Source organism: Gluconacetobacter tumulicola (assembly GCF_014174215.1).
GTDB classification, from domain to species: domain Bacteria; phylum Pseudomonadota; class Alphaproteobacteria; order Acetobacterales; family Acetobacteraceae; genus Gluconacetobacter; species Gluconacetobacter tumulicola.
In genome coordinates, this window is sequence record NZ_JABEQL010000012.1 from 100,647 (window position 1) to 122,058 (window position 21,412).

Below are 21,412 nucleotides of genomic sequence, written 5' to 3' on the forward strand. Positions count from 1 at the left end.
GTGCGTCAAGGCCACATCGCGCGTGCGCGTTTGCATTCCCGTCCGGTCGCCATGTCGATGGGTGAGGGCGCCCTGTTTCAGGCGGGCGTGAGCCTGCGCGGGTGATCCCCGGCGGGCTGACCGGTCTCGCCCAGGATCGCGGCCATCAGGCCGGGGAAGCGCCGGTCCAGCATATCGCGGCGCAGCCTGTTCATATGTTCCACGCCCTGGCTGGTCGTGTGCAGCACGCCTGCGGCACGCAGGATGCGGAAATGGTGCGACATGCTCGATTTCGGGCGGCCGAAGCTCAGGTCGCCGCAATTCATGGGGACGGTGCTGGCGGCAAGGGCGCGGACGATCCGCAGCCGGTAAGGGTCGGACAGCGCGTGGAAGATCGCCTCCAGGGATAATGTCCCCTCATCCGGATGAGAAAAGCCGCTTTCGTCTCTTGCCATGGCGCCAACTCTACCCAAGATTTCGTTTGTTCGATAAGAATGGAACTAGTCCTTCCCCCGCGGGGAAGGGCGGAAGGACAGGGAACACGGCATGGCTCATCTCTTTACGCCATACACGCTGGGCGACGTGACGCTGCGCAACCGGATCGCCGTTTCGCCCATGTGCCAGTATATGGCCCATGACGGCGTGGTGAACGACTGGCATTATGGACATCTGGGCGCGCTGGCCCGGGGCGGTGCGGGGCTGGTGGTGGTCGAGGCCGCTGCCGTCTCGCCCGAGGGCCGGATCACGCCCGGCGATGTCGGCATCTGGCGCGACGATCAGGCCGAGGCCCTGGCGCCGATCGCACGCGCGATCACCGCGGCCGGATCGGTGCCCGGTATCCAGATCGCCCATGCAGGGCGCAAGGCCAGTGCCAATCGGCCATGGGAAGGCGACGACCATCTGCCGCCCGGCGATCCGCGCGCGTGGCAGCCGATCGCGCCATCGGCCGTGGCCTTCGGCGCAAACCTGCCGCGCCAGCCGCGCGAGATGGCGATCGGGGACATCGAACGGGTGCGGCAGGATTTCGTATCGGCCGCCATCCGCGCGCGTGAGGCCGGGTTCAAATGGCTGATGCTGCATTTCGCGCATGGGTATCTGGCGCAGAGCTTCTTTTCTCCCTTCGCCAATCAACGGACGGACGCCTATGGCGGTTCCGCCGAAAACCGGGCGCGCTTCCTGGTCGAAACCCTGCGCGCGGTGCGCGCGGTATGGCCGGAAGCCCTGCCGCTGTCGGTCCGGCTGGGCGTGGTCGAATTCGCGGGCGATGATGCCGCGATGCTGGCCGAGGCGCTGACCATGCTGCGCGTGATGAAGGAGGACGGGCTGGGCTTCGTGGATGTGTCGATCGGCTTCAATACGCCGATGGCGCAGATTCCGTGGGGTCCCGGTTTCCTGGGCGCGATCGCGGGGCATGTCCGGCGCGAGACGGGTCTGCCGACGGCGACAAGCTGGAATGCTGGCAGCGCGCCGCAGCTTGCCGACGCGATGGTGCGTCAGGGCGAAGTGGATCTGGTCATGGTCGGCCGTCCGCTGCTGGCCGATCCGCACTGGCCTTATGCGGCCGCGAAGGCGCTGGGCCGTGACGATGCGGCGTCGGTACTGCCGCCGCCCTATGCGCACTGGCTCGCCCGCTACCGCTGAGAGACGGGTTTTAAGGCATCGATGCCCGGCATCTTCGGGGCATCGGTGCCCATGGCTGGAGAACATCCCCGTGCCGGTGATGCGCGCCATGGAAAACCTGAAAACGGCGCTGCGTCTTCGCCTGCGCAATGGCGGGCCGCGACCCCGCAGCCGAACAGAAGATCGCCAATCTGCTCGACACCGCCGCCCGCGAGATCGGGGACGCCTGAAGGGGGCCCGCACGCCTGTCCGGTCAGGTTCTTCAGGTCTGGTCTTCCCGGATCGGGGGCGTGATCGGTGCGCGCACCAGCAGATAGGGCGGCTGGCGCAGGTCCTTGCCGCCATTGAAGCCCGCAAGGCGGTTCCATTGGCCCAACGTGCAATAGACATGGGTACGGGTGGCGAAAATACCGTCCGGCCAGACGATGCGCGGGTCCCGGACCACGACCTCGATCGTGCCGTCCGGTATCCAGCGCATGATCGCATCATGCTCGCTCGCCGTCAGATAGATCCGGCCATGGGCATCGGTTGCCAGCCCATCGGTCATGACCTTCTCGCCGTGGTCGGTGACGCCGGCCGCGAGCTGTTCCTCCGTCGCGTCGAAATTCGACAGCAGCGCCGTGGGGATACTGTAGAGACGGCGGCTGGTCAGCGGCGAATAATAGAGCAGTGAACTATCCGGGCTGAGCGTGATGCTGTCCACGCCGCCGATCGGGAAGGTCGGGTGCTTGGGGTCGTAGCGCAGCGGGCGCCCTTCCAGGACAGTCAGGAACCCTTTCTCGGCCTGGATCGACGGATGATCGGCGAGGACCCGCCGCTGGCGGCCGGTGGCGATATCGACCACGACCAGCGCCGGCGAGGTGCCGAACGAGGAATCCGCCACATAGGCGGTGCCGCGTGCGCCATGGGTCAGGTCGACGCGCAGATCGTTCATGTGGCTGTCGGGCCGCATGGCGGGGGGATTCAGCACCACGCTGGCGATCAGCCGGTCGGTCGCGGGGTCGATGCCGATGATCTTCGCCGCACCCGGTGCGATGGGGCGGCCGATGATCTTGCCGTCATCGATGGCCCAGAGCCGCCCCCGACTGTCCGTCGTCATGCCGTGGATCGAGATCAGCCTGCGGTCCGGCGCGGCGGATGAGGGCAGGCTGAGCGCCGCGTCGGGATAGGGGACCAGCACGTCGCCCTTCAGTTCGGCCAGGGTCGCTTTGCTGTGGTTTTCGGCATGGCGGGGAAAGCCGATGAAAATGCGGTTATCGGGCGTGACGGCGATCCCGGACGGTCCGGGACCATAGAATTCGGCAACGACTTCCAGCGATCCGGTGGGGGCCGTATCGCCCGATACCGTGCCGGCGCGTGCGGGGCCGGCCAGGACGGGCAGAAGGGTGGCGCCAGCGGCGGCGGCGAAAAGGTCGCGACGATTCAATGGAAATCTCTCCCGTGTGCGGGTTCAGGGCGGCTGGTGTCGGCGTGCCTCCTGACCTCATGCGGAAAATGTCGATCCGGTCGGCAGGCCATGCTTCACCAGACCGGAGGTGGTTGCAACTTTCGATGTCGAATATATTCTCGCCAGTCGCAACCCTTTGATCGTTGTCGCGTCTCTTGGAAAAATGGCTTATTTTTCAAGAGAAAAATCATATATATTGTGGATTGAATATACTATGACGGCCCTGTGTGCCGTTGGTCCGGGTCGCGGGTTTCGGATTGGCTCGGCCTTCCATCAGTCTCCTAGAGGAACGAGACGGGATCGATATCGACATCGATCCGCGCGCCGCGTTCCGGGGCCACCCGCTCCAGCCATTGCCGCACGATCGGTTGCAGCGCGATCTCGCGTCGTGCGCGCAGCAGCAGCCGCCGGCGGTGGCGGCCGCGCAGGATGGCCAGAGGGGCCGGCGCCGGGCCCAGGACCTGCATGCCCTCGCCGCGCGGGGCGCTGGCCCCCAGGGCGCGGGCGGTGGCGTCGGCGGCTTCCGGCGTGTCGGCACTGACGATCAGCGCTGCCAGGCGCCCGAACGGGGGCCAGAAGCCGGGGCGGCGCTGCTCGGCTTCCTGCCGCATGAAGCTGGCGAAATCGCCCGAGACCAGGGCCTGCATCACCGGGTGTTCGGTGCAATAGCTTTGCAGCAGGACCGTGCCCGGCGCCTCGGCACGGCCGGCGCGGCCGGCGACCTGATGCAGCAACTGCACCGTGCGTTCCGCCGCGCGCAGGTCGCCGCCGCCCAGCCCCAGATCGGCGTCGACGACGCCGACCAGGGTGAGGTGCGGAAAATGCCAGCCCTTGGCCACGATCTGGGTGCCGATCACCAGATCGACCTCGCGCCGGGCGATCTGCGCCACCGCATCGGCAGTCGCCGCCGGGCCGGGCAGCGTGTCGCTGGCCATGACCAGCAGGCGGGCGTCGGGGAAGGTGGCGCGGGCTTCCTCGGTGATGCGTTCCACGCCGGGGCCGATCGGGGTCAGGCTGGCTTCGGCATGGCAGGAGGGGCAGGTGGGGGGGGTGGGCTCCTGATAGCCGCAATGATGGCAGGTGATCACCCGGCGCGCGCGATGTTCCACCAGCCAGGCGGTGCAGTTGGGGCATTGCAGGCGATGGCCGCAGGTGCGGCACAGCGTCAGCGGCGCATAGCCGCGACGGTTGAGGAACAGCATGGCCTGTTCGCCGCGCGCCATCGTCGCCTGCATGGCCTCGGTCAGCACGGGCGACAGGAACAGGCCGCGTTCGGGCGGGTGGGCGCGCATGTCCACGGTGCGCACCTCGGGCATGGCCGCCCCGCCATGCCGTGCGGTCAGCGCCAGATGGCGGTAGCGGCCGGCGCCGACATTGGCCAGCGTCTCCAGGCTGGGCGTGGCGGAAACCAGGATGATCGGGGCGTGGTCCATGCGCGCCCGCACCACCGCCATGTCGCGCGCATGGTATGTCACGCCGTCTTCCTGCTTGAAGGCGCTTTCATGCTCCTCGTCGACGATGATCAGGCCCAGTTCCGCGAACGGCAGGAACAGGGCCGAGCGCGCGCCCACCACCACGCGCGCGCTGCCTTCGGCCACCGCGTGCCAGGTGACGCGGCGCAGGCGCGGGCTCAGGTCGGAATGCCAGAGCGCGGGTTCGGCCCCGAAGCGGCGGGCAAAGCGGCCGGTCCATTGCGCCGACAGGGCGATTTCCGGCAGCAGCACCAGCACCTGCCGGCCGCGTTCCAGGCAGGCGGCGATGGCTTCCAGATAGATCTCGGTCTTGCCCGATCCGGTGACGCCTTCCAGCAGCGTGACGGAGAAGCCGCCCGCGCCGGCGAGGTCGCGCAGGCTTTGCGCCGCCTCCCTCTGGCCGTCGCCCAGGGTCGGCGGGCAATAAGCGGGGGCGGGCGTGGCGAATGGGGGGGCGGGTTTCAGCACCACGGCACGCAGCGCGCCGGCATCGGCCAGTCCGCGCACGACGCCGGCCCCAACACCTGCGCGCCGCGCCAGTTCGGCGCCCGGGAGCGGGCCGTCGCTGGTGGCAACGTCCAGTACCCGGCGGCGGGCGGGGGTTTCGCGCAGGTCGGGCGGCGCTTCGGCGGCGGCCCAGCCCGTCGCGGGAGTGATGGGGGTGGTGGCCGCGGTGCGCAGCGCCATCGCCAGCACCATGCCCGGCGGCGAGAGCGTATAGGCCGCGACCCAGTCGACGAAACGGCGCAGCGCGCCGGGCAGGGGCGGCTGGTCCAGGCGGGTGAGCACCGGTTTCAGCCGTCCGTCGGCGACGGGCTTCATCGGTGGCGGTGTGAATTCGGGCGGCAGGGCGGGGGCCGGGTCCCAGACCACGCCGGTTTCGGTCCGGCGGCCCAGCGGCACGCTGACGATGTCGCCCGGTTGCAGGTCGGCCAGCGCGGGGGGCACGGCATAGTCGAACGGGCCGGGAAAGGGCAGCGGCAACAGCACCGCGACGCGCGGTCGGCCGGCGCTTTCCGGCTTTCGCGCGGGGGGGCGTTTGTCTAGACTCGCGTTTACCATGAGGTTTTTTATCGTCCTGGCCGCCGGCTGTCTTGTCCCGCGATCGGCGCACGCCGTGCGGCTGCGGTCATGACCGGCGCCGCATTGCGCGATGCGTTCCTCGACTGGATGCGCGACGAAAAGCGCGCCGCGCTGCTGACGATCACCGCTTATCGGGGCGATCTGGACCGGTTTCTGGCTTTTGTCGGTGCCCATCTGGGTGGCGAGGTGGATCTGGCGATGCTGGACCGGCTGTCCCTGACCGACCTGCGCGCCTGGCTGGCGTCGGAACATGCCGGGGCCCAGCAGGCGGCCGGCCGCCGCGCGGGTAGCGCGGATCGCGCGGCGCGGACCCGGGCCCGGCGGGTGTCGGCCATGCGCTCGTTCTATCGCTATCTGGCGCGGCACCATGGCGTGACCAATCCGGCGCCCGGCCTTCTGGCCGCCCCCCGTTTCCGCGCGTCGCTGCCGCGCCCGCTGACGACGGAACAGGCGCTGGAGGTGCCGGACGGGCTGGGTGCCGTCGCCGCCAGCCCGATGGCCGAACAGCGCGACCGGGCGCTGTTCCTGCTGCTCTATGGCTGCGGCCTGCGTATCTCCGAGGCGCTGGGCCTCGATATCCGGGATCTGGACCGGGCGCTGTCGGCGGGGGGCACGCTGCTGATCCGCGGCAAGGGCGGCCGGGAGCGGCTGGTGCCGATGGTGTCGGCGGTGACGCGCGCCCTTGCGGAATGGCGGGCACGGCACCCCGCACCGCTGGCTGGCGCGCCGCTGTTTCCCGGTGTGCGGGGCGGCCGGCTGCAGCCGGCGGTGGCGCAGCGCGCCATGCGGGTGTGGCGCGACATGGCGGGCCTGCCCGACCATGCGACCCCCCATGCGCTGCGCCATTCCTTCGCCACCCACCTGATGGAAGGGGGCGCGGACCTGCGCGTGATCCAGGATCTGCTGGGCCATGCCAGCCTGTCGACGACCCAGCGCTATACGCAGGCGGACGAGGCGCGGCTGATGCAGGTCTGGGCCGGCGCCCATCCGCGCGCCACAAGGCCCGGCACGTCGCGGGGCGAGGATACAATAACAACAACGGGAAAGAACGAGCCATGATCATCGCCGCCGGCCGCGCGCCCTATCCGCCGATCGAGCCCTTTCGCAGCGGCTTTCTGGACACCGGCGAAGGGCACCGTGTCTATTGGGAATTATGCGGCAATCCGGACGGGATTCCCGTGGTGTTCCTGCATGGCGGCCCCGGCGGCGGATGCACGCCGTCGCACCGGCGCCTGTTCGATCCCGCGCGCTACCGCATCCTGCTGTTCGACCAGCGGGGCTGCGGCCGGTCGACGCCGCATGCCGGGCTGGACAACAACACGACCTGGCATCTGGTGGAGGATATCGAGCGCCTGCGGGTGCTGACCGGTATGGAACGCTGGCTGGTCTTCGGCGGCTCCTGGGGATCGACGCTGGCTCTGGCCTATGCCGAGACCCATCCCGACCGGGTGACGGGGCTGATCCTGCGCGGGATCTTCACGCTGCGGCGGTCCGAACTGCTCTGGTATTATCAGGAGGGCGCATCCTGGCTCTTCCCCGATAAATGGGAGCGGTTCCAGGCGCCGATTCCAGTCGCGGAGCGCGGCGACATGATGGCGGCCTATCGCCGCCGCCTGACCGACCCCGACCGGGCGGTGCGGGTCGAGGCCGCCGTGGCCTGGAGCCTGTGGGAGGGCGAGACGCTGACCCTGCGCCCGGCGCCGACGCTCTCCGCCCAGCATGCCGACGAGGAGTATGCGCTGGCCTTCTCGCGGATCGAGAACCATTATTTCGTCCATGGGGGCTGGCTGGACGAAGGGCAACTGATCCGCGATGTGGAGCGGATTCGTCATATTCCGGCAGTGATCGTGCAGGGACGTTACGATGTCGCCACCCCCATGCGCACGGCATGGGACCTGCACCGTGCCTGGCCCGAGGCCGATTTTCATCTGGTGGACGATGCCGGCCATGCCGTGTCGGAACCGGGCATCCAGACCGCGCTGCTGGATGCCACCGACCGTTTTGCCGCCGGCTGACGGCGCGCCCCGACGCGCGGCGGTCCGGCGGGCCTGGTTTGCGGCGCTGCTGCTGTGCCTGACGCCGGCCGCCGGGGTGGCGCAGGATCGGGCGCCGGTTGCCTGTGCCGTCACACGGGTCGCACGGGTGCCGTTGCGCGATGACGGCGGGTATTTGTCCGTGCCGGTGTCGATTGCCGGCCGGACCGGGCAGGGCGCCTATAGTCTGGTGGTCGATACCGGCGCCGAAGGCGGCCTGGTCAGTGGCCGCGTGGCCGAAGCGCTGGGGCTGGCGGTCGATTCCGGGCGGCGCACCGTGCTGTATGGCACTGGCGGGGCCGGCAGCACGGTCCCGAACGTCCTGATCGACAATATGCGTCTGGGCCCTGAAAGAGGGCAGGGGCTGGATCTCGGCCCGCTCTCGACCCCCGTGGGCGAGTTGCCGGGGCAGCCGATGATCACGCCGCCGGTCGCGGGGCTGCTGGGGGGCGACGTGCTGTCGCGCTTCGAGCTGGAATTCGATGTCGCGGGCGGCTGGTTGTCCTTCTGGCGCATGCAGGGGGATGACGGCGCGTGTCGCGCGGCACCGGCCTGGCGCGGAGCCTACGATACCGTGGCGCTGCGGCGGGAGGGCCACCGGGTGGCGGTCACAGTGGAACTGGACGGACAGGCCCTGACCGCGCTGGTCGATAGCGGCGCGCGGTCGCGCATTCTCTCGATGGAAGCGGCGGAACGGGCGGGTGCGTCGGAAGAGCGCCTGGCACGCGATCCGGGGGGCGAGACCAGCGGTGTCGACGGCCGGCCGGTGCTGTATCACTGGCATCGTTTCGCCAGCCTGCGCGTGGGGGGGGAAACGGAGCCCGCACCCGTGCTGACGGTCGCGCCGCTGCGCGAGCGGGTGGACATGCTGCTGGGGGCGGACTGGTTCGCCCGGCACGATGTCTGGATATCCTATGCCACCGGCCGGATGTTCACGCGGCCGGCGGGAAAATAGCGGGCATGGCGGGATGTGCCGCCATGCCCGGTCCGGTTCAGCCCTTCAGATGGGCATTGCAGACGCTGTAATAGCCGCCGCCCTTCTGGATCCATTTCAGGCCGCCATTGGCGTTGGTCGCCTTGTTGGCGTTGTACTGGTCCAGGCAGGTGTGCATGCGGGCCTTGCCGGGGCTTTCGCTGGAATATTTTGGCGAAAGCGCGGTGGGCAGTACTGCACTGCCGGCGGCGGCGGTGGCCGCGATGCTGGCCGGATTCTTGGATGGCGTGACCGGCGCCTGCGGCGGTGCCGCAGTCACCGACGGGGTCGCCTGCTCGGCGGGCGTGGTGGCGGCCGGTGCGGCAGCGGTCGCCGCCGGTGTCGTGTCCGTCGCGCACTGTGCCGCCTTGAAGTCCTTGTAGGTCTGGCCCTTGATCGTGCCGGCTTTCCGCTCGGCATTGAACTTCTTGTAGCAGGCCTGCGCCGGGCTGTCGGCGTGGGCAGCCGGAGCGGCGAACGGGATGGCCGGCGAGGCGAGAAGCAGGGCGGCGGCGATTCGGCCGCGAAGTGCGAGAGCCATGGCTAGGGCGATCCTTTCCGTTTTCGGAATGGCCCGATGCCGCGCCATGCGACGGGGCCATTCAGTCTGGACGGAATCCCATAACATCATGACTTGAATACGGAAAGAAAAAGGCCGAACCGCGTCCGCGGTTCGGCCTGAGAAGGCGGAGCGGACGGATCAGATATTGATCCGCTCGCCATGCTGGGTCATGTCCAGCCCTTCCTGCTCGTCGTCGCGGCTGACGCGCAGGCCGATGACGGCATCGATGATCTTCAGCAGCACGAACGAGACGATCGCGCACCAGACGATGGTGACGCCCACGGCCTCGGCCTGAGAGACGAACTGCGCGAACGAGCCGCTGATGCCGCCGGGATTGGCGTCGGTGGCCGAGAGCGGGCCATAGGCGAACACGCCGGTCAGCAATGCGCCGATGATGCCGCCGATACCATGCACGCCGAACGCGTCCAGGCTGTCGTCATAGCCCAGCAGGTGCTTGAGCGAGGTGGCGGACCAGTAGCAGATCACGCCGGCCACCAGGCCGATGATCAGCGCGCTGCCCGGCAGGACGAAGCCCGCCGCCGGCGTGATGGCGACCAGGCCGCCCACCGCGCCGGAGATGATGCCCAGCACGGTCGGCTTGCCGCTGCGGGCCCATTCGGCCAGCATCCAGCCCACGCCGGCGGCGGCGGCGGCGATCTGGGTCGTGGCCATGGCCATGCCCGCGCGGCCGTTGGCGCCGACGGCCGAACCGGCATTGAAGCCGAACCAGCCCACCCACAGCAGCGACGCGCCGATGACGGCGTAGGTCAGGTTGAAGGGCGACAGATCGTCCTGCCCATAACCCTTGCGCTTGCCCAGCACCAGGGCCGTGACGAGGCCGGCGATACCGGCATTGATATGCACGACGGTGCCGCCCGCGAAATCGATGGCGCCCAGGCCGGCGACCCAGCCCAGCGGGCTCCACACCCAGTGGGCGATCGGTGAGTAGACCAGCAGCGACCACAGGACGGTGAAGACGCACAGGGCGCTGAACTTCATGCGCTCGGCGAAGGCACCGGTGATCAGCGCCGGGGTGATGATGGCGAACGTCATCTGGAACATCATGTAGATGCTCTCGGGGATCGTCATCGTGACCGCGTTGGGGGTGCCCGCGCCCAGCGTGAAGCCGATATCGGCGCCCTTGGCGATATGTGCGCCGATGCCGTTGAGCAGGACGCGCGACAGGTCGCCGATATAGGGGGTGCCGGTGCCGAAGGCCAGGCTGTAGCCGGCCACCATCCAGACGATGGTGACGATGCAGCAGATTGCGAAGGACTGCATCAGCGTGGCCAGCACGTTCTTGCGGCGGACCATGCCGGCATAGAACAGGGCCAGGCCCGGGATGGTCATCATCAGCACCAGGGCGGTGCTGACCAGCATCCACGACGTGTCGCCCGTGTCGATCGCGGGCGGGGCGTCGGCGGCCAGGGCGGGGGTGGACAGGCCGACCAGCGAGACAGCCGCCAGGGCCGCGGCGGGCAGGCGGGGCATTGCGCGATAAGCGCCCGGAGTGCTCACAGCGCGTCTTCTCCCGTTTCCCGCGTGCGGATGCGGATGACACTGTCGAGGCTGGAGACGAAGATCTTGCCGTCGCCGATCTTGCCGGTGTGGGCGGACTGCAGGATCACGTCCACGACCTGGTCGACGATGTCGTCGGATACCGCGACCTCGATCTTCACCTTCGGCAGGAAGCTGACATGGTATTCCGCGCCGCGATAGATTTCGGTCTGTCCTTTCTGGCGGCCGAATCCCTTCACTTCCGAGACGGTCAGCCCCTGGATGCCCAGGGGGGTCAGGGATTCCCGAACGTCGTCGAGCTTGAAGGGCTTGATGATGGCTGTGACAAGCTTCATCGCGCCACGTCTCCTTGTTTCATTGTGGTAATCCGTTTCCTGATCCGGAATGATGATCCAAATCGCGATAAGGGCAATACAAAAACCGTGCCAACCACATGGATGGTTGACGGAGCGCGGCGTCTGGTGTGCCTTGCGCCTTTCGTGCGCGCCGATATCTGCCTGAATTGTGGGCGGGCGCATCCGAACGGATCACTCTTGTCGGCGGGCCGTCGGGCCGGCACGGCTATCACAGGACCACAGGCATGACCGCAGGCATGACGTCCCACTCCCAGACCGGCGCCGGGCATGACGATGTGGATGTCTGCATCGTGGGGGCCGGGCCGGTCGGCGCCACGCTGGCCTGCCGGCTGGCGGTGGCGGGCCTGCGCGTGGCCATTGTCGACCGCGCTTCCCTGCCGCCGATGGAGGACCCGGCCTTCGACGGTCGCGCCTATGCCATCGCCGCCGGCCCGCGCCGCCTGCTGGAAGAGGCCGGCGTGTGGGAGCTGCTGCCCCTGGAAGCCTGCCCGATCGAGGAAATCCGCGTCTCCGACGGCCGGCCGGGCGAGGCACCGTCGCCCCTGTTCCTCGAATTCGGGCGGGAAGACGCCGACCAGCCCTTCGGCTGGATGATCGAGGCACGGGCATTGCGCGTGGCGCTGAATCGGGCGCTGTATGCCCACGACCTGATCACGGTGCTGGCGCCCGAGGAAGTGACGGTGACCCGCACGGAAGAAGGTGCATGGGTGCGGACCCGCTCGGGCCGGACATTCGGCGCGCGGCTGGTCGTGGCGGCCGAGGGGCGGCGGTCCGCGCTACGCGACCAGGCGCGGATCGGCATCACCCGCCTGCCATACCATCAGAGCGGCATCGTCTGCGCCGTGGCGCACGAACACCCGCACAACAACCGGGCGCTGGAACATTTCCTGCCCGCCGGGCCGTTCGCGCAACTGCCGATGGCCGCGACGCCCGAGCATCCGAATCTGTCGGCCATCGTCTGGTCCGAAAGCGACGCACTGGCCCAGCGCATGGTGGGGCTGCCGCACGATGCCTTCGCCCACGAGATCCAGCGCCGCATGGGCGACTGGCTCGGCCGGGTGACGCCGGTCGGGCGGCGCTGGGTCTATCCGCTGTCCGCGCAATATGCCCAGCGTTATTTCGATACGCGGATGGTGCTGGTGGGGGATGCGGCCCACGGCATCCATCCCATCGCCGGGCAGGGGCTGAACCTGGGCTTCCGCGACGTGGCGGCGCTGTGCGATGTGCTGATCGCCGCTCACGCGCGGGGCGAGGATGTGGGCGCGCCTTCCCTGCTGCGCCGCTATCAGGCGCGTTGCCGGCCCGCCAACATGCTGATGCTGGCCGCGACCGACATGCTGGAGCGGATGTTCGGCAACGACAATCCCGTTCTGCGCCGCGCCCGCGACCTGGGCCTGGCCGGGGTGCATCGGATGCCCGCGCTGCGGCGGGCCTTCGTACGCCACGCCATGGGCCTCTGAGCGTGGGCGGACATGCCGGCTGGTGGCGATCCGACGCACGTTTCCTGTGCTCCGGTGCTCACGGCCGATAAGGCCGCTCCGCTCCGGTGCTCGGAAACGCACGCCGGGCGCGGCCCTTTCGGGCCGCTCTCGCTCACCAGCCCACATGTCCGCCCACGCTTGGGATGATTCACTTGTTTCCACCGCCTCTGGTTAAGGAGACGGTGCGTTCCCATATCGTTCCTTCCGCTGACAGGACCGGTTTCATGCCTGAACTCTCTCCGACTTCGCTGGCCTCGGCCCGCGGCGCGCGCGCCGTGGTCGATCCGACCTTGCTGCCCATCGACCAGGAACGGTTGTGGACCGATATCGCGGCGGGGTGCGAAGGCTGTGACGATCCGCTGGTGCGTGGGTTGCTGGCGACCGGCATCCGCAATCATGCCACCTTCGCCAATGGGCTGGCCGCGCTGATCGGGCGCAAGCTGGGCGATCGGTCGGTGGCCGATGACGCGCTGTCGGAACTGGTGACCGAGGCCTTCGCCGCCGATCCTCAAATCGCCGCCGCCGCCGCCGCCGACCTGGTGGCGATCCGCGAGCGCGATCCGGCGACGGCGAACTACGCGACGCCGTTCCTGTTCTTCAAGGGCTATCATGCGGTGCAGAGCTACCGCGTGGCCCACTGGCTGTGGAACAACGGCCGGCGCTATCTGGCGCTGCATCTGCAAAGCCGCACGTCGGAACTGTTCGCCGTGGATATTCATCCGGCGGCGCGGCTGGGGCGGCGCATCCTGTTCGATCATGGAACGGGGATCGTGATCGGCGAGACCTCGGTGCTGGAAGATGACGTGTCGCTGTTGCAGGGCGTGACGCTGGGCGGCACCGGCAAGAATGTCGGGGACCGCCACCCGAAGGTGCGGCGCGGGGTGCTGATCGGCGCCGGCGCCAAGATCCTGGGCAATATCGAACTGGGCGAGGGCGCCAAGGTCGGTGCCGGGTCGATCGTGCTGGAATCGGTACCGCCCTTCACCACCGTGGTCGGCAATCCGGCGCGCCCGGTCGGCACGCGCCATAGCGCGCTGCCGGCCTTCACCATGGATCAGATGCTCCCCCCAATCGACTACATGATCTGACAAGCCCGACCGGAAATGCGCGCTGGCGGCGATCCAGCGCGCGTTTGCCGGGCAAGTCCTCGCGGCAGGGATCGGAAGTCCGAGCGCACCGGCCTGGAATGCGGGTCAGAAATGCAGGTAGGTCCGCTGGACGACCTCCTTCATGGAGAAGAACGTCCTGGTCATGCGAATCCCCGGAAGCGAGACCAGCCAGTCGCCATAGATCGCGTTGAATTCGTCGATCGACGACGCCCGGATCGTGACAAGGTAATCGAATTCACCGGACACGAGGTAGCACGAGACGACCAGCGGGTGATCGCGGATCGCGGCTTCGAATTCCGCGAAAGCCAGCTTATTCAGTCGGTCCAGGCAGACGCCCATGACGATGACCGCGCTTCGTCCGACCGCGGTCGGGGCGACGTCGGCCCTGAAGCCGGTGATGATGCCGTCCTCGGTCAGGCGCTGCACGCGCCGGAAACAGGTTGCGGTGCTGGTCACGGCATGGCGCGCCAGGTCGGTGATCGAAATCCGCCCGTCGATGCTGAGAACCCGCAGGATTCGCTTGTCGATTTCGTCTATGTCAAACTGTTTCACTTTTCAGTGATCCAGGAAAAAATGGAAAAATCGTTCATTTTCGCCTCCGCAATAACGCCACCCGTCTTCATTCTGATGAAAAAACGAATGCACCGATCATAACGGACTGGATATGTTTTGCCCTCATATTTTGAGGGTCTGATATGCAAAAAACTGATGACTGCGGTTTGAAGGCGACGATCCCCGTGCGGGCGGGAGGGGTTGCGCGCCCCGTCGACCGCCGTCGCCGGCTGATGCTGGCAACGGCCCTGGGGGCAATGGCGCTGGCACCTGTGGCGCTCCCGGATGCTCATGCTCATGCGCAGGCCGCCCCGCCGACGCCCGCGCCGGCCCACGGCACGCGCGCCCCGGCGCGGCATGCGGCCGTAAAGCCGGCCGTGCGCAGCGCGCAAACTGCGGAACCCCGCTCGGCCGAGGCATTGTCAGTCGTAGGGTCGCACGAGACGTCCCACGGCATGGAGCAAACCATCACGCGCAAGATGCTCAATCGCTTCGTGGCGGGAACCAGTCCGCTTCAGGTCCTGGGGGCGACGACGCCGGGCGTCAGTTTCGCCACGGCAGACGCGCTGGGCCTCGATACCTATGCCAATTCGCTCTACATTCGCGGCTATAACCAGAGCCAGTTGGGCGTCACGCTGGATGGAATTCCTCTAGGCGACCAGGGATTCATCAACACGAATGGTCTGGATATCAACGAGGCCGTCACGCCCGACAACATCGCGCGGATCGACATGTCCCAGGGCGGTGGCGCGCTGGACGTCGCGTCGACCGCGAACCTGGGCGGTGCGCTGCAATATTACACGCAGGACCCGCGCGACACGGTGGGCGCCGATGTCGCGCAGACCTTCGGCAGCAACAGCACCTATCGCACGTTCGGGCGGTTCCACAGTGGCGTGTTGAACCAAACCGGCACGAAATTCATGGCGTCCTATGCGCGTACCGACGCGCAGAAATGGAAGGGCCATGGTGACCAGTACGAACAGCAGGCGAATTTCAAGTTCGTTCAGCCCCTGGGCGAGCGTGGGCAGTTGACGGGATTTTTCGATTATTCGGAATTCAACCAGTATAATTATGGAAATATCAGCCTGGAGATCAAACGGAAGCTGGGATCGAGGACGGATTATTTCTATCCGGACTACAAGGGCGCCTATCTGGCCGCGCAGGGCATCTTTCCCGCCGGATGGGATCAGGTGTCCAGCCCCACGGACATTGCGTATTACGATGCCGCGCAGGATCAGCGGAATTATCTGACCGGGCTGAACGGGAATTACGACCTGACATCACGGTTGCGGCTGAAGAGCGTGTTATACGCGCAGGTATCCGGCGGGGACTATGAATTCACCAATCCGTATGTGTCGTCACCCAACGGCGCGCCGATGATCCAGCAGGCCGACCACCAGTGGTTCCGCCGCGTCGGCGGCACGCTGGCGCTGCAATACCGGCTGGGCCATCATGACCTGGAATCCGGTGTCTGGTACGAAAACAACGATTTCACATATTCGCAGCGGTTGTACAGCCAGCCCCTTCTGGGCGAGGGCACGCCGCGCAAGGGCACCGGCCCCTACGAGGATTCGTTCGCAACGCGCTATGGCGTGCAGATGAACACCAACACCTTCCAGTATTATCTTCAGGATGCCTGGCACATCATGCCCAGCCTGCGCCTGCATGCCGGGTTCAAGTCGCTGCTGGTCACGACGGCGGGCGGCGCGTTCGAGAACAACGAGACCTATACCGGGCAGAGCGCGTTGCCCAGCGGCAGCCTGACGACGGCGGGTGCCTTCCTGCCGCATGTCAGCCTGAACTGGACGTTCCTGCGGCATCATGAGCTGTTCTTCGATGTGTCGCGCGACATGCGCGCCTATTCCTATGGCGGGTGGAATTCACCGGTCGCCTGGGGTGTCGACAACCAGACCATTTTCTCGCAGTTGCGCAAGACGCTGAAGCCCGAGAGCACCTGGAATTACCTGATCGGCTATCGCTACAACTCGAAATATGTCGATGGTGTGCTGAACCTGTATCATTCGGATTATTCGAACCGCCTGGCGCCGATTACCAGCGGCACACTGGTCAACGCCAACCAGACCTTCCTGAATGTCGGGTCGATGGCGATGTGGGGTATCGATGCCGGAGTCACCGTCCGGCCCCTGCCGCATTTGGAAATCTTCAACAGCATCAGCTACAATCATTCGACTTATGGTCAGGGAATCTATAATGCGGGGGTCTATTACGATCTGAAGGGCAAGCTTGAAGTCAATTACCCGTCCGTCATGTACAAGTCGAACGTAGCCTATACCTACGGGAACGCGACGCTGAACTTCAACGTGTATTACATGGGACGACGGTACCTGTCCTACATGAACGATACGTCGGTCGACCCGTACTGGAACGCGAACCTGACGGCGTCGTATGATTTCAAGCATGTCCCGCATGTGGCGGATCTGAATTTCTCCCTTGGCATCTACAACCTGTTCAATCAGGAATATATCAGCTCGATCGGCGCCAATCCGATTTCGGGTGACCGGCAGTCCATGTTCGCTGGTGCGCCGCGCCAGTTCTTCGGAACGTTGCGCGCACGATTCTGATGAGTGCGGGAGCCGCGCGCTGGATCGCCCCCAGCGCGCACCCCAATGATCTGATCACGAATGGGTTTCCAAAGGGCGATTGCCCTTTGGCGGCTAAAGGCCAAAGTCCTCATTGACGATATCTCGCGCGTTAATCTTGCGGCGCATGGAAAAATGAGGTGGTGCCCGTCGTCCTGGCCAAGTGTAATGATAGACGGTCGATCTGGACATCCCGGCCATCGCACTGAACACTGTGCGGGACAGTGGAATAGGGACAGGAAAGGGCGGCCGACATGAAGATCGCATCACGGATTGACGGGAAGTGCATCCGGTTCCGGACGGCTCCATTCTGGGCAGCCCTGTCGCTGGGGACATGGCTGGCAGGCGCCGCATCGGGGGCGCTGGCGGCGCAGCCGGTGCTGCTGGAACATGCGACGATCATTGATGGCACCGGCCGGGCACCATTGGCCGATGGCGCGCTGCTGATCCGTGATGGGCGGATCGTGTCTGTGGGGGCCGCGGGCACGGTGGCGGCGCCCGGGGCGAAACTGGTCGACCTGACCGGGCGCACGATCCTGCCGGGCCTGATTTCCGATCACAGCCATACCGGGCTGGTGAAGGGCACGAAGAACGACAGCGCCAATTACACGCGTGACAATATCCTGGCGCAGTTGAAGCAGTACGAGCGCTATGGCGTGCTGACCGTGGTGTCGCTGGGCCTGAACAAATCGCCGCTGTTCGACCAGTTGCGGCAGGAACAGCATGCGGGGCGCAATCCGGGTGCCGACCTGTTCGGGGTCGATCAGGGAATCGGCGCGCCCGACGGCGTGCCGCCGCAGGGCATGTTCCATCTGGGACCGGACCAGGTCTATCGCCCCACCAGCGTGGCCGAAGCGCAGGCCGCCGTCGATCGCATGGCCGACGAGGGCACGGATCTGGTGAAGATCTGGGTGGACGATTTCCGCAATGGCGTTCCGGGGGCCAAGGGCTATCCCAAGATCGACCCGGCGATTTATCGCGCGGTGATCGAACGGGCCCATGCCCGCGGGCTCCGCGTCGCAGCACATATCCACGATCTGGCCGATGCCAAGGCGCTGGTCAGCGCCGGCACCGATATCATTGCCCACGGCGTGCGGGACCAGCCGGTCGATACCGATTTCATCATGCTGATGGAACAGAAGGGGGCCTGGTACATCGCCACCCTGGACCTGGATGAGGCGAATTACATCTTCGCCGAACATCCGGAGTGGCTGGACGATCCGTTCCTCTCGGCGGGGCTGAATCCCGATCTGCGGGCGCAGTTCGCCGACCCGGCCTGGCGGGCGAAGATCCTGGCCGCCCCCTTGACGGCGGCGGCGAAGAAGGCGCTGGCCCTGAACGCGCGCAATCTGGTCACGCTCTACCGGGCGGGCATCCATATCGGCTTCGGCACCGATTCCGGCGCGTCCGCCACCCGCATCCCCGGCTTTGCCGAACATCGCGAACTGAAGCTGATGGTCTCGGCAGGCCTGACGCCCATGGAGGCGCTGGCGGTGGCGACCGGCAATGCGGCGGCCCTGATGCATCTGGATGACCGGGGGATTCTGCTGCCGGGCCGCTGGGCCGACCTGATGGTGGTCTCGGGCGATCCGGCGGCGGACATCAATGCGGTCGACAGGATCGAGCAGGTCTGGCATCGCGGTGCGCGGACCGAAGGGCCGTTGGTAACCCGCTGATTCCGGCTGCCCTCGCGCGCCGGTTGGCTGGGAGCGCGCGAGGGAGCAGGAGCAGCATGGCCCATATCGTGGTGATCGGCGCGGGACCGGCCGGTCTGGCCGCCGCCGAGGCATTGGCCGCCGGCGGATGCGCCGTGACGGTGCTGGAGCGCATGCCGACCATCGGCCGCAAGATGCTGATGGCCGGCCGGGGCGGGCTGAATCTGACCCATTCCGAACCGCTGGACCGGTTCCTGACCCGTTACGGCGCGGCGCGCCCATGGTTGGAATCTGCCGTGCGGGCATTTTCCCCCGACGATCTGCGGGCGTGGGCGGCGGCGCTGGGCCAGCCCTGTTTCGTCGGCAGCAGCGGGCGGGTGTTTCCACAGGCGATGAAGGCCTCGCCGTTGCTGCGGGCATGGGGCGCGCGGCTGGCGGAGCGGGGCGTGACGATCCTGACGCGTCATGACTGGACCGGTTGGGACGGGCCGGGACGGGTGCGCGTGGTCTCGCCGCAGGGTGAGCGCGTGCTGGTCGCCGACGCGGTGGTGCTGGCCTTGGGCGGGGCAAGCTGGGCCCGGCTGGGTGCCGATGGCGCGTGGGCCGGCAGGCTGGCTGGGGAGGGGGTGGATCTGGCACCGTTCCGCCCGGCCAATTGCGGCTTTCGCACCAACTGGAGCGACACGTTGCGCGATCGTTTCGCCGGCACGCCGCTACGCGGCATCGCGCTGACGCCCGAGGGCGGCGGCCCGACCGTGCGGGGCGAGGCGGTGGTGACGGCGCAGGGGCTGGAAGGCGGGGCGGTCTATGCCCTGTCGGCCCTGCTGCGCGACCGGATCGCCGCCGAGGGGCAGGTGCGGCTGCTGGTGGATCTGCGCCCAGATATGACCGAGGCGGCGGTGGCCGAGCGGCTGGCGCGGGTGCGGGGGCGGGAGAGCCTGTCGAACACGCTGCGCAAGGCGCTGCGCCTGCCACCGGTCGCGGTGGCCTTGCTGCGCGAGGGGCCGGACGCGCCGCCGCGTGACGCGGCGTCGTTGGCGCGCCTGATCAAGGCAGTGCCCGTGACGCTGACGGCGCCCGATTCGCTGGATCGGGCGATCTCCGTGGCCGGCGGGGTGCGCGCGGACGCGGTGGATGCGCGCTTCATGCTGCGGGCGCTGCCCGGCGTGTTCGTGGCGGGCGAGATGCTGGATTGGGAAGCGCCGACCGGCGGTTATCTGTTGCAGGCCTGCTTCGCGACCGGCCGGGCTGCGGCGCGCGGCGTGCTGGACTGGTTGCAGGAGGGGGGCAAGGAACGGTATCCGTCATGCCCATGACGGTTTCGATCACGATTGGAGATATACGGGGCGGCGGCCCGGCGGTCATGGACCTGGCGGAACTGCTGTCCACCCGGCTGCTGGTGCAGGGCAATTCGGGATCGGGCAAGTCCCATCTGCTGCGGCGCCTGCTGGAGCAGTCGGCGACGCTGGTGCAGCAGGCGATCATCGACCCCGAGGGCGATTTCGTCAGCCTGGCGGAACGGTTCGGCCATCTGGTGATCGACGGCGCCACCCATACCGAGGCCGAGTTGCAGGCGGCCGGCGAACGGATGCGCGTGCATCGGGCCTCGGTGGTGCTGAACCTGGAAGGCGCGGATGCCGAGGTGCAGATGCGCCGCGCGGCGGCCTTCCTGGGCGGGATGTTCGAGGTCGGGCGCGAATATTGGTATCCGGTGCTGGTGGTGGTGGACGAGGCGCAGCTTTTCGCCCCTGCCGCTGCGGGCGAGGTGACGGACGAGGCGCGGCGTGCCTCGCTGGGCGCCATGACCAACCTGATGTGCCGTGGGCGCAAGCGCGGACTGGCGGGCGTGATCGCCACCCAGCGCCTGGCCAAGCTGGCCAAGAACGTGGCTGCCGAGGCGTCGAATTTCCTGATGGGGCGTACCTTCCTCGATATCGACATGATGCGCGCCGCCGATCTGCTTGGCATGGAGCGTCGGCAGGCCGAGAGTTTCCGCGACCTGGAACGGGGATATTTCGTGGCGCTGGGGCCGGCGCTGTATCGCCGGCCGGTGCCGGTGCGCATCGGCGAGGTGGAGACCGAGAGCCGGTCCGCCGGCCCGTCGCTGCTGCCCATGGCGCCGGCCGCGCCGCCCGAGGATATTCGCGACCTGATCCTGGCCAGACTGCCGGAGCGCGAGAGCCTGCCGAGGCCGCTCCGGCCGGCCGCCCCGCCGCCGCCCGATATCCTGGCGCAGCTTGCGGCGCACGCGGCCTCGGCGGCGGTGGAGACCGAGGCGGAGGCGCCGGTGGTGGAAACGCCGGCCGACAAGGCCGAGCAGCGCCGCCGCTTTCTGGCGATCCTGACCGAAATCCTGCGTGACGAGGATGCGGGCTTCCGGCCGCCGCCCGTGCTGTACCAGGATTTCCTGGTCCGCTGTCGGATCGAGGGCATGGGCCGCGAGGCGCTGGACATGCCGCGTTTCCGCCGGCTGCTGGCGACCTCGCGGGCCGGTGTGGATGCCGAGACCGCCGAATCCGACCGCTGGATGCAGGCGGAACGTATGGCCGTCCCGTTGCCGGAGGATGTGCGCAGCATCTTCCTGCTGATCGCGCGCGCCGCGATGGAAGGCGAACCCTGCCCGTCGGACGCAGCGGTCGCGCGCGTTTATGGCACGCATTCGCTCGGCCGTGCCCGCAGGCAACTGACCTATCTGGAAGAGCAGAACGTCATCGTCCTGCGGATGGACGGCATGGGGCGCCGCAGCGCGGCCGTGATCGGGCCGGGATGGGAGACTGCTCCCTCGGATCCGAACGAGGCGGCATAATCCGCGCCGAATTGGTGCCCCGTTGTTTCGCTTTAGATTCGAAGTTTCAAACCTGTTTTAGAGTCTAATCCGATCTGTTTGGATCATATCCTGCGGCCCTGAAGTAGTTTGCGCATTCGGCGGGCATGAAGTTTTGTGAGATGAGACCGATGACGTCCCATAATCC

Annotated in this window: 17 protein-coding genes and 1 pseudogene; 11 read left to right on the top strand and 7 right to left on the bottom strand. The window is 67.4% G+C overall.

Annotation, left to right across the window (positions count from 1 at the left end):
• Positions 1 to 77: 77 nt before the first annotated feature.
• A complete protein-coding gene (locus tag HLH29_RS10725) occupies positions 78 to 434 on the bottom strand; it encodes an ArsR/SmtB family transcription factor (protein WP_182966600.1) in 357 nt (118 codons plus the stop codon).
• A gap of 91 nt (positions 435 to 525) precedes the next feature.
• Here HLH29_RS10725 and HLH29_RS10730 point away from each other — a divergent pair, with 91 nt between their 5' ends.
• Complete coding sequence (locus HLH29_RS10730) at positions 526 to 1,620, top strand: NADH:flavin oxidoreductase/NADH oxidase (protein ID WP_182966602.1); 1,095 nt, start codon at positions 526 to 528, stop codon at positions 1,618 to 1,620.
• 58 nt (positions 1,621 to 1,678) lie between these two features.
• Positions 1,679 to 1,829: pseudogene (locus HLH29_RS19990) on the top strand (PadR family transcriptional regulator); the annotation flags it as partial.
• Positions 1,830 to 1,861: 32 nt separating this feature from the next.
• On the opposite strand, the gene HLH29_RS10735 reads toward HLH29_RS19990, so the two are convergent.
• Both HLH29_RS10735 and HLH29_RS10740 read right to left on the bottom strand, forming a co-directional pair.
• Entirely contained in the window at positions 1,862 to 3,025 is a 1,164-nt protein-coding gene (locus HLH29_RS10735) for an L-dopachrome tautomerase-related protein (protein WP_182966604.1), read from the bottom strand.
• A 302-nt stretch (positions 3,026 to 3,327) separates the two neighbouring features.
• The gene (locus tag HLH29_RS10740) at positions 3,328 to 5,580 is read right to left on the bottom strand and encodes a primosomal protein N' (RefSeq protein ID WP_182966606.1); all 2,253 of its coding nucleotides are present in this window, start codon (positions 5,578 to 5,580) and stop codon (positions 3,328 to 3,330) included.
• A 69-nt stretch (positions 5,581 to 5,649) separates the two neighbouring features.
• Here HLH29_RS10740 and HLH29_RS10745 point away from each other — a divergent pair, with 69 nt between their 5' ends.
• Genes HLH29_RS10745 through HLH29_RS10755 form a run of 3 tightly spaced genes read left to right on the top strand, consistent with a single transcriptional unit; the run spans position 5,650 to position 8,589 of the window.
• On the top strand, positions 5,650 to 6,660 hold the full coding sequence (locus tag HLH29_RS10745) for a tyrosine recombinase XerC (protein WP_182966608.1): 1,011 nt from the start codon (positions 5,650 to 5,652) through the stop codon (positions 6,658 to 6,660).
• A complete protein-coding gene (gene pip / locus HLH29_RS10750; protein WP_182966610.1) occupies positions 6,657 to 7,616 on the top strand; it encodes a prolyl aminopeptidase in 960 nt (319 codons plus the stop codon). The genes HLH29_RS10745 and pip overlap by 4 nt, the downstream gene beginning before the upstream one ends.
• Positions 7,588 to 8,589 (top strand): retroviral-like aspartic protease family protein, encoded by a 1,002-nt coding sequence (locus HLH29_RS10755; RefSeq protein ID WP_182966612.1) that lies wholly within the window; start codon positions 7,588 to 7,590, stop codon positions 8,587 to 8,589. Before pip ends, HLH29_RS10755 begins: the two co-directional genes overlap by 29 nt.
• 37 nt (positions 8,590 to 8,626) lie before the next feature.
• Here the strand turns inward: HLH29_RS10755 and HLH29_RS10760 are convergent, their stop codons facing one another.
• From HLH29_RS10760 to glnK, 3 genes are all read right to left on the bottom strand, one after another.
• Positions 8,627 to 9,148: a hypothetical protein gene (locus HLH29_RS10760; protein ID WP_182966614.1), complete on the bottom strand. Its 522-nt coding sequence runs from the start codon at positions 9,146 to 9,148 to the stop codon at positions 8,627 to 8,629.
• 159 nt (positions 9,149 to 9,307) lie between these two features.
• Entirely contained in the window at positions 9,308 to 10,660 is a 1,353-nt protein-coding gene (locus tag HLH29_RS10765) for an ammonium transporter (RefSeq protein ID WP_182966647.1), read from the bottom strand.
• A gap of 23 nt (positions 10,661 to 10,683) precedes the next feature.
• Positions 10,684 to 11,022: a P-II family nitrogen regulator gene (gene glnK / locus HLH29_RS10770; protein ID WP_012226274.1), complete on the bottom strand. Its 339-nt coding sequence runs from the start codon at positions 11,020 to 11,022 to the stop codon at positions 10,684 to 10,686.
• 245 nt (positions 11,023 to 11,267) lie between these two features.
• On the opposite strand from glnK, the gene HLH29_RS10775 reads away from it, so the two are divergent.
• Together HLH29_RS10775 and cysE are read left to right on the top strand one after the other, a co-directional pair.
• The gene (locus HLH29_RS10775) at positions 11,268 to 12,503 is read left to right on the top strand and encodes a UbiH/UbiF/VisC/COQ6 family ubiquinone biosynthesis hydroxylase (RefSeq protein ID WP_408871965.1); all 1,236 of its coding nucleotides are present in this window, start codon (positions 11,268 to 11,270) and stop codon (positions 12,501 to 12,503) included.
• 245 nt (positions 12,504 to 12,748) lie between these two features.
• Entirely contained in the window at positions 12,749 to 13,612 is an 864-nt protein-coding gene (gene cysE, locus HLH29_RS10780) for a serine O-acetyltransferase (RefSeq protein ID WP_182966618.1), read from the top strand.
• A 105-nt stretch (positions 13,613 to 13,717) separates the two neighbouring features.
• Here the strand turns inward: cysE and HLH29_RS19995 are convergent, their stop codons facing one another.
• The gene (locus HLH29_RS19995) at positions 13,718 to 14,185 is read right to left on the bottom strand and encodes an Lrp/AsnC ligand binding domain-containing protein (RefSeq protein WP_182966620.1); all 468 of its coding nucleotides are present in this window, start codon (positions 14,183 to 14,185) and stop codon (positions 13,718 to 13,720) included.
• Between the two features lie 167 nt (positions 14,186 to 14,352).
• On the opposite strand from HLH29_RS19995, the gene HLH29_RS10790 reads away from it, so the two are divergent.
• From HLH29_RS10790 to HLH29_RS10805, 4 genes are all read left to right on the top strand, one after another.
• Positions 14,353 to 16,767, top strand: a complete 2,415-nt coding sequence (locus HLH29_RS10790) for a TonB-dependent receptor (RefSeq protein WP_246374122.1) — start codon at positions 14,353 to 14,355, stop codon at positions 16,765 to 16,767.
• Between the two features lie 272 nt (positions 16,768 to 17,039).
• Complete coding sequence (locus tag HLH29_RS10795; protein ID WP_182966622.1) at positions 17,040 to 18,461, top strand: amidohydrolase family protein; 1,422 nt, start codon at positions 17,040 to 17,042, stop codon at positions 18,459 to 18,461.
• Positions 18,462 to 18,517: 56 nt separating this feature from the next.
• Entirely contained in the window at positions 18,518 to 19,756 is a 1,239-nt protein-coding gene (locus HLH29_RS10800) for a TIGR03862 family flavoprotein (RefSeq protein WP_182966624.1), read from the top strand.
• A complete protein-coding gene (locus tag HLH29_RS10805; RefSeq protein WP_182966651.1) occupies positions 19,753 to 21,246 on the top strand; it encodes an ATP-binding protein in 1,494 nt (497 codons plus the stop codon). Before HLH29_RS10800 ends, HLH29_RS10805 begins: the two co-directional genes overlap by 4 nt.
• Positions 21,247 to 21,412: the final 166 nt, after the last annotated feature.

Excerpts from the sequence above, each read along its gene's own strand:
- HLH29_RS10725 (WP_182966600.1), bottom strand. The coding sequence starts at position 434 with ATGGCAAGAGACGAAAGCGGCTTTTCTCATCCGGATGAGGGGACATTA.
- HLH29_RS10730 (WP_182966602.1), top strand. The coding sequence starts at position 526 with ATGGCTCATCTCTTTACGCCATACACGCTGGGCGACGTGACGCTGCGC.
- HLH29_RS10740 (WP_182966606.1), bottom strand. The coding sequence starts at position 5,580 with ATGGTAAACGCGAGTCTAGACAAACGCCCCCCCGCGCGAAAGCCGGAA.
- HLH29_RS10745 (WP_182966608.1), top strand. The coding sequence starts at position 5,650 with ATGACCGGCGCCGCATTGCGCGATGCGTTCCTCGACTGGATGCGCGAC.
- pip (WP_182966610.1), top strand. The coding sequence starts at position 6,657 with ATGATCATCGCCGCCGGCCGCGCGCCCTATCCGCCGATCGAGCCCTTT.
- HLH29_RS10755 (WP_182966612.1), top strand. The coding sequence starts at position 7,588 with ATGCCACCGACCGTTTTGCCGCCGGCTGACGGCGCGCCCCGACGCGCG.
- HLH29_RS10760 (WP_182966614.1), bottom strand. The coding sequence starts at position 9,148 with ATGGCTCTCGCACTTCGCGGCCGAATCGCCGCCGCCCTGCTTCTCGCC.
- HLH29_RS10765 (WP_182966647.1), bottom strand. The coding sequence starts at position 10,660 with ATGCCCCGCCTGCCCGCCGCGGCCCTGGCGGCTGTCTCGCTGGTCGGC.
- glnK (WP_012226274.1), bottom strand. The coding sequence starts at position 11,022 with ATGAAGCTTGTCACAGCCATCATCAAGCCCTTCAAGCTCGACGACGTT.
- HLH29_RS10775 (WP_408871965.1), top strand. The coding sequence starts at position 11,268 with ATGACCGCAGGCATGACGTCCCACTCCCAGACCGGCGCCGGGCATGAC.
- cysE (WP_182966618.1), top strand. The coding sequence starts at position 12,749 with ATGCCTGAACTCTCTCCGACTTCGCTGGCCTCGGCCCGCGGCGCGCGC.
- HLH29_RS10795 (WP_182966622.1), top strand. The coding sequence starts at position 17,040 with ATGAAGATCGCATCACGGATTGACGGGAAGTGCATCCGGTTCCGGACG.
- HLH29_RS10800 (WP_182966624.1), top strand. The coding sequence starts at position 18,518 with ATGGCCCATATCGTGGTGATCGGCGCGGGACCGGCCGGTCTGGCCGCC.
- HLH29_RS10805 (WP_182966651.1), top strand. The coding sequence starts at position 19,753 with ATGACGGTTTCGATCACGATTGGAGATATACGGGGCGGCGGCCCGGCG.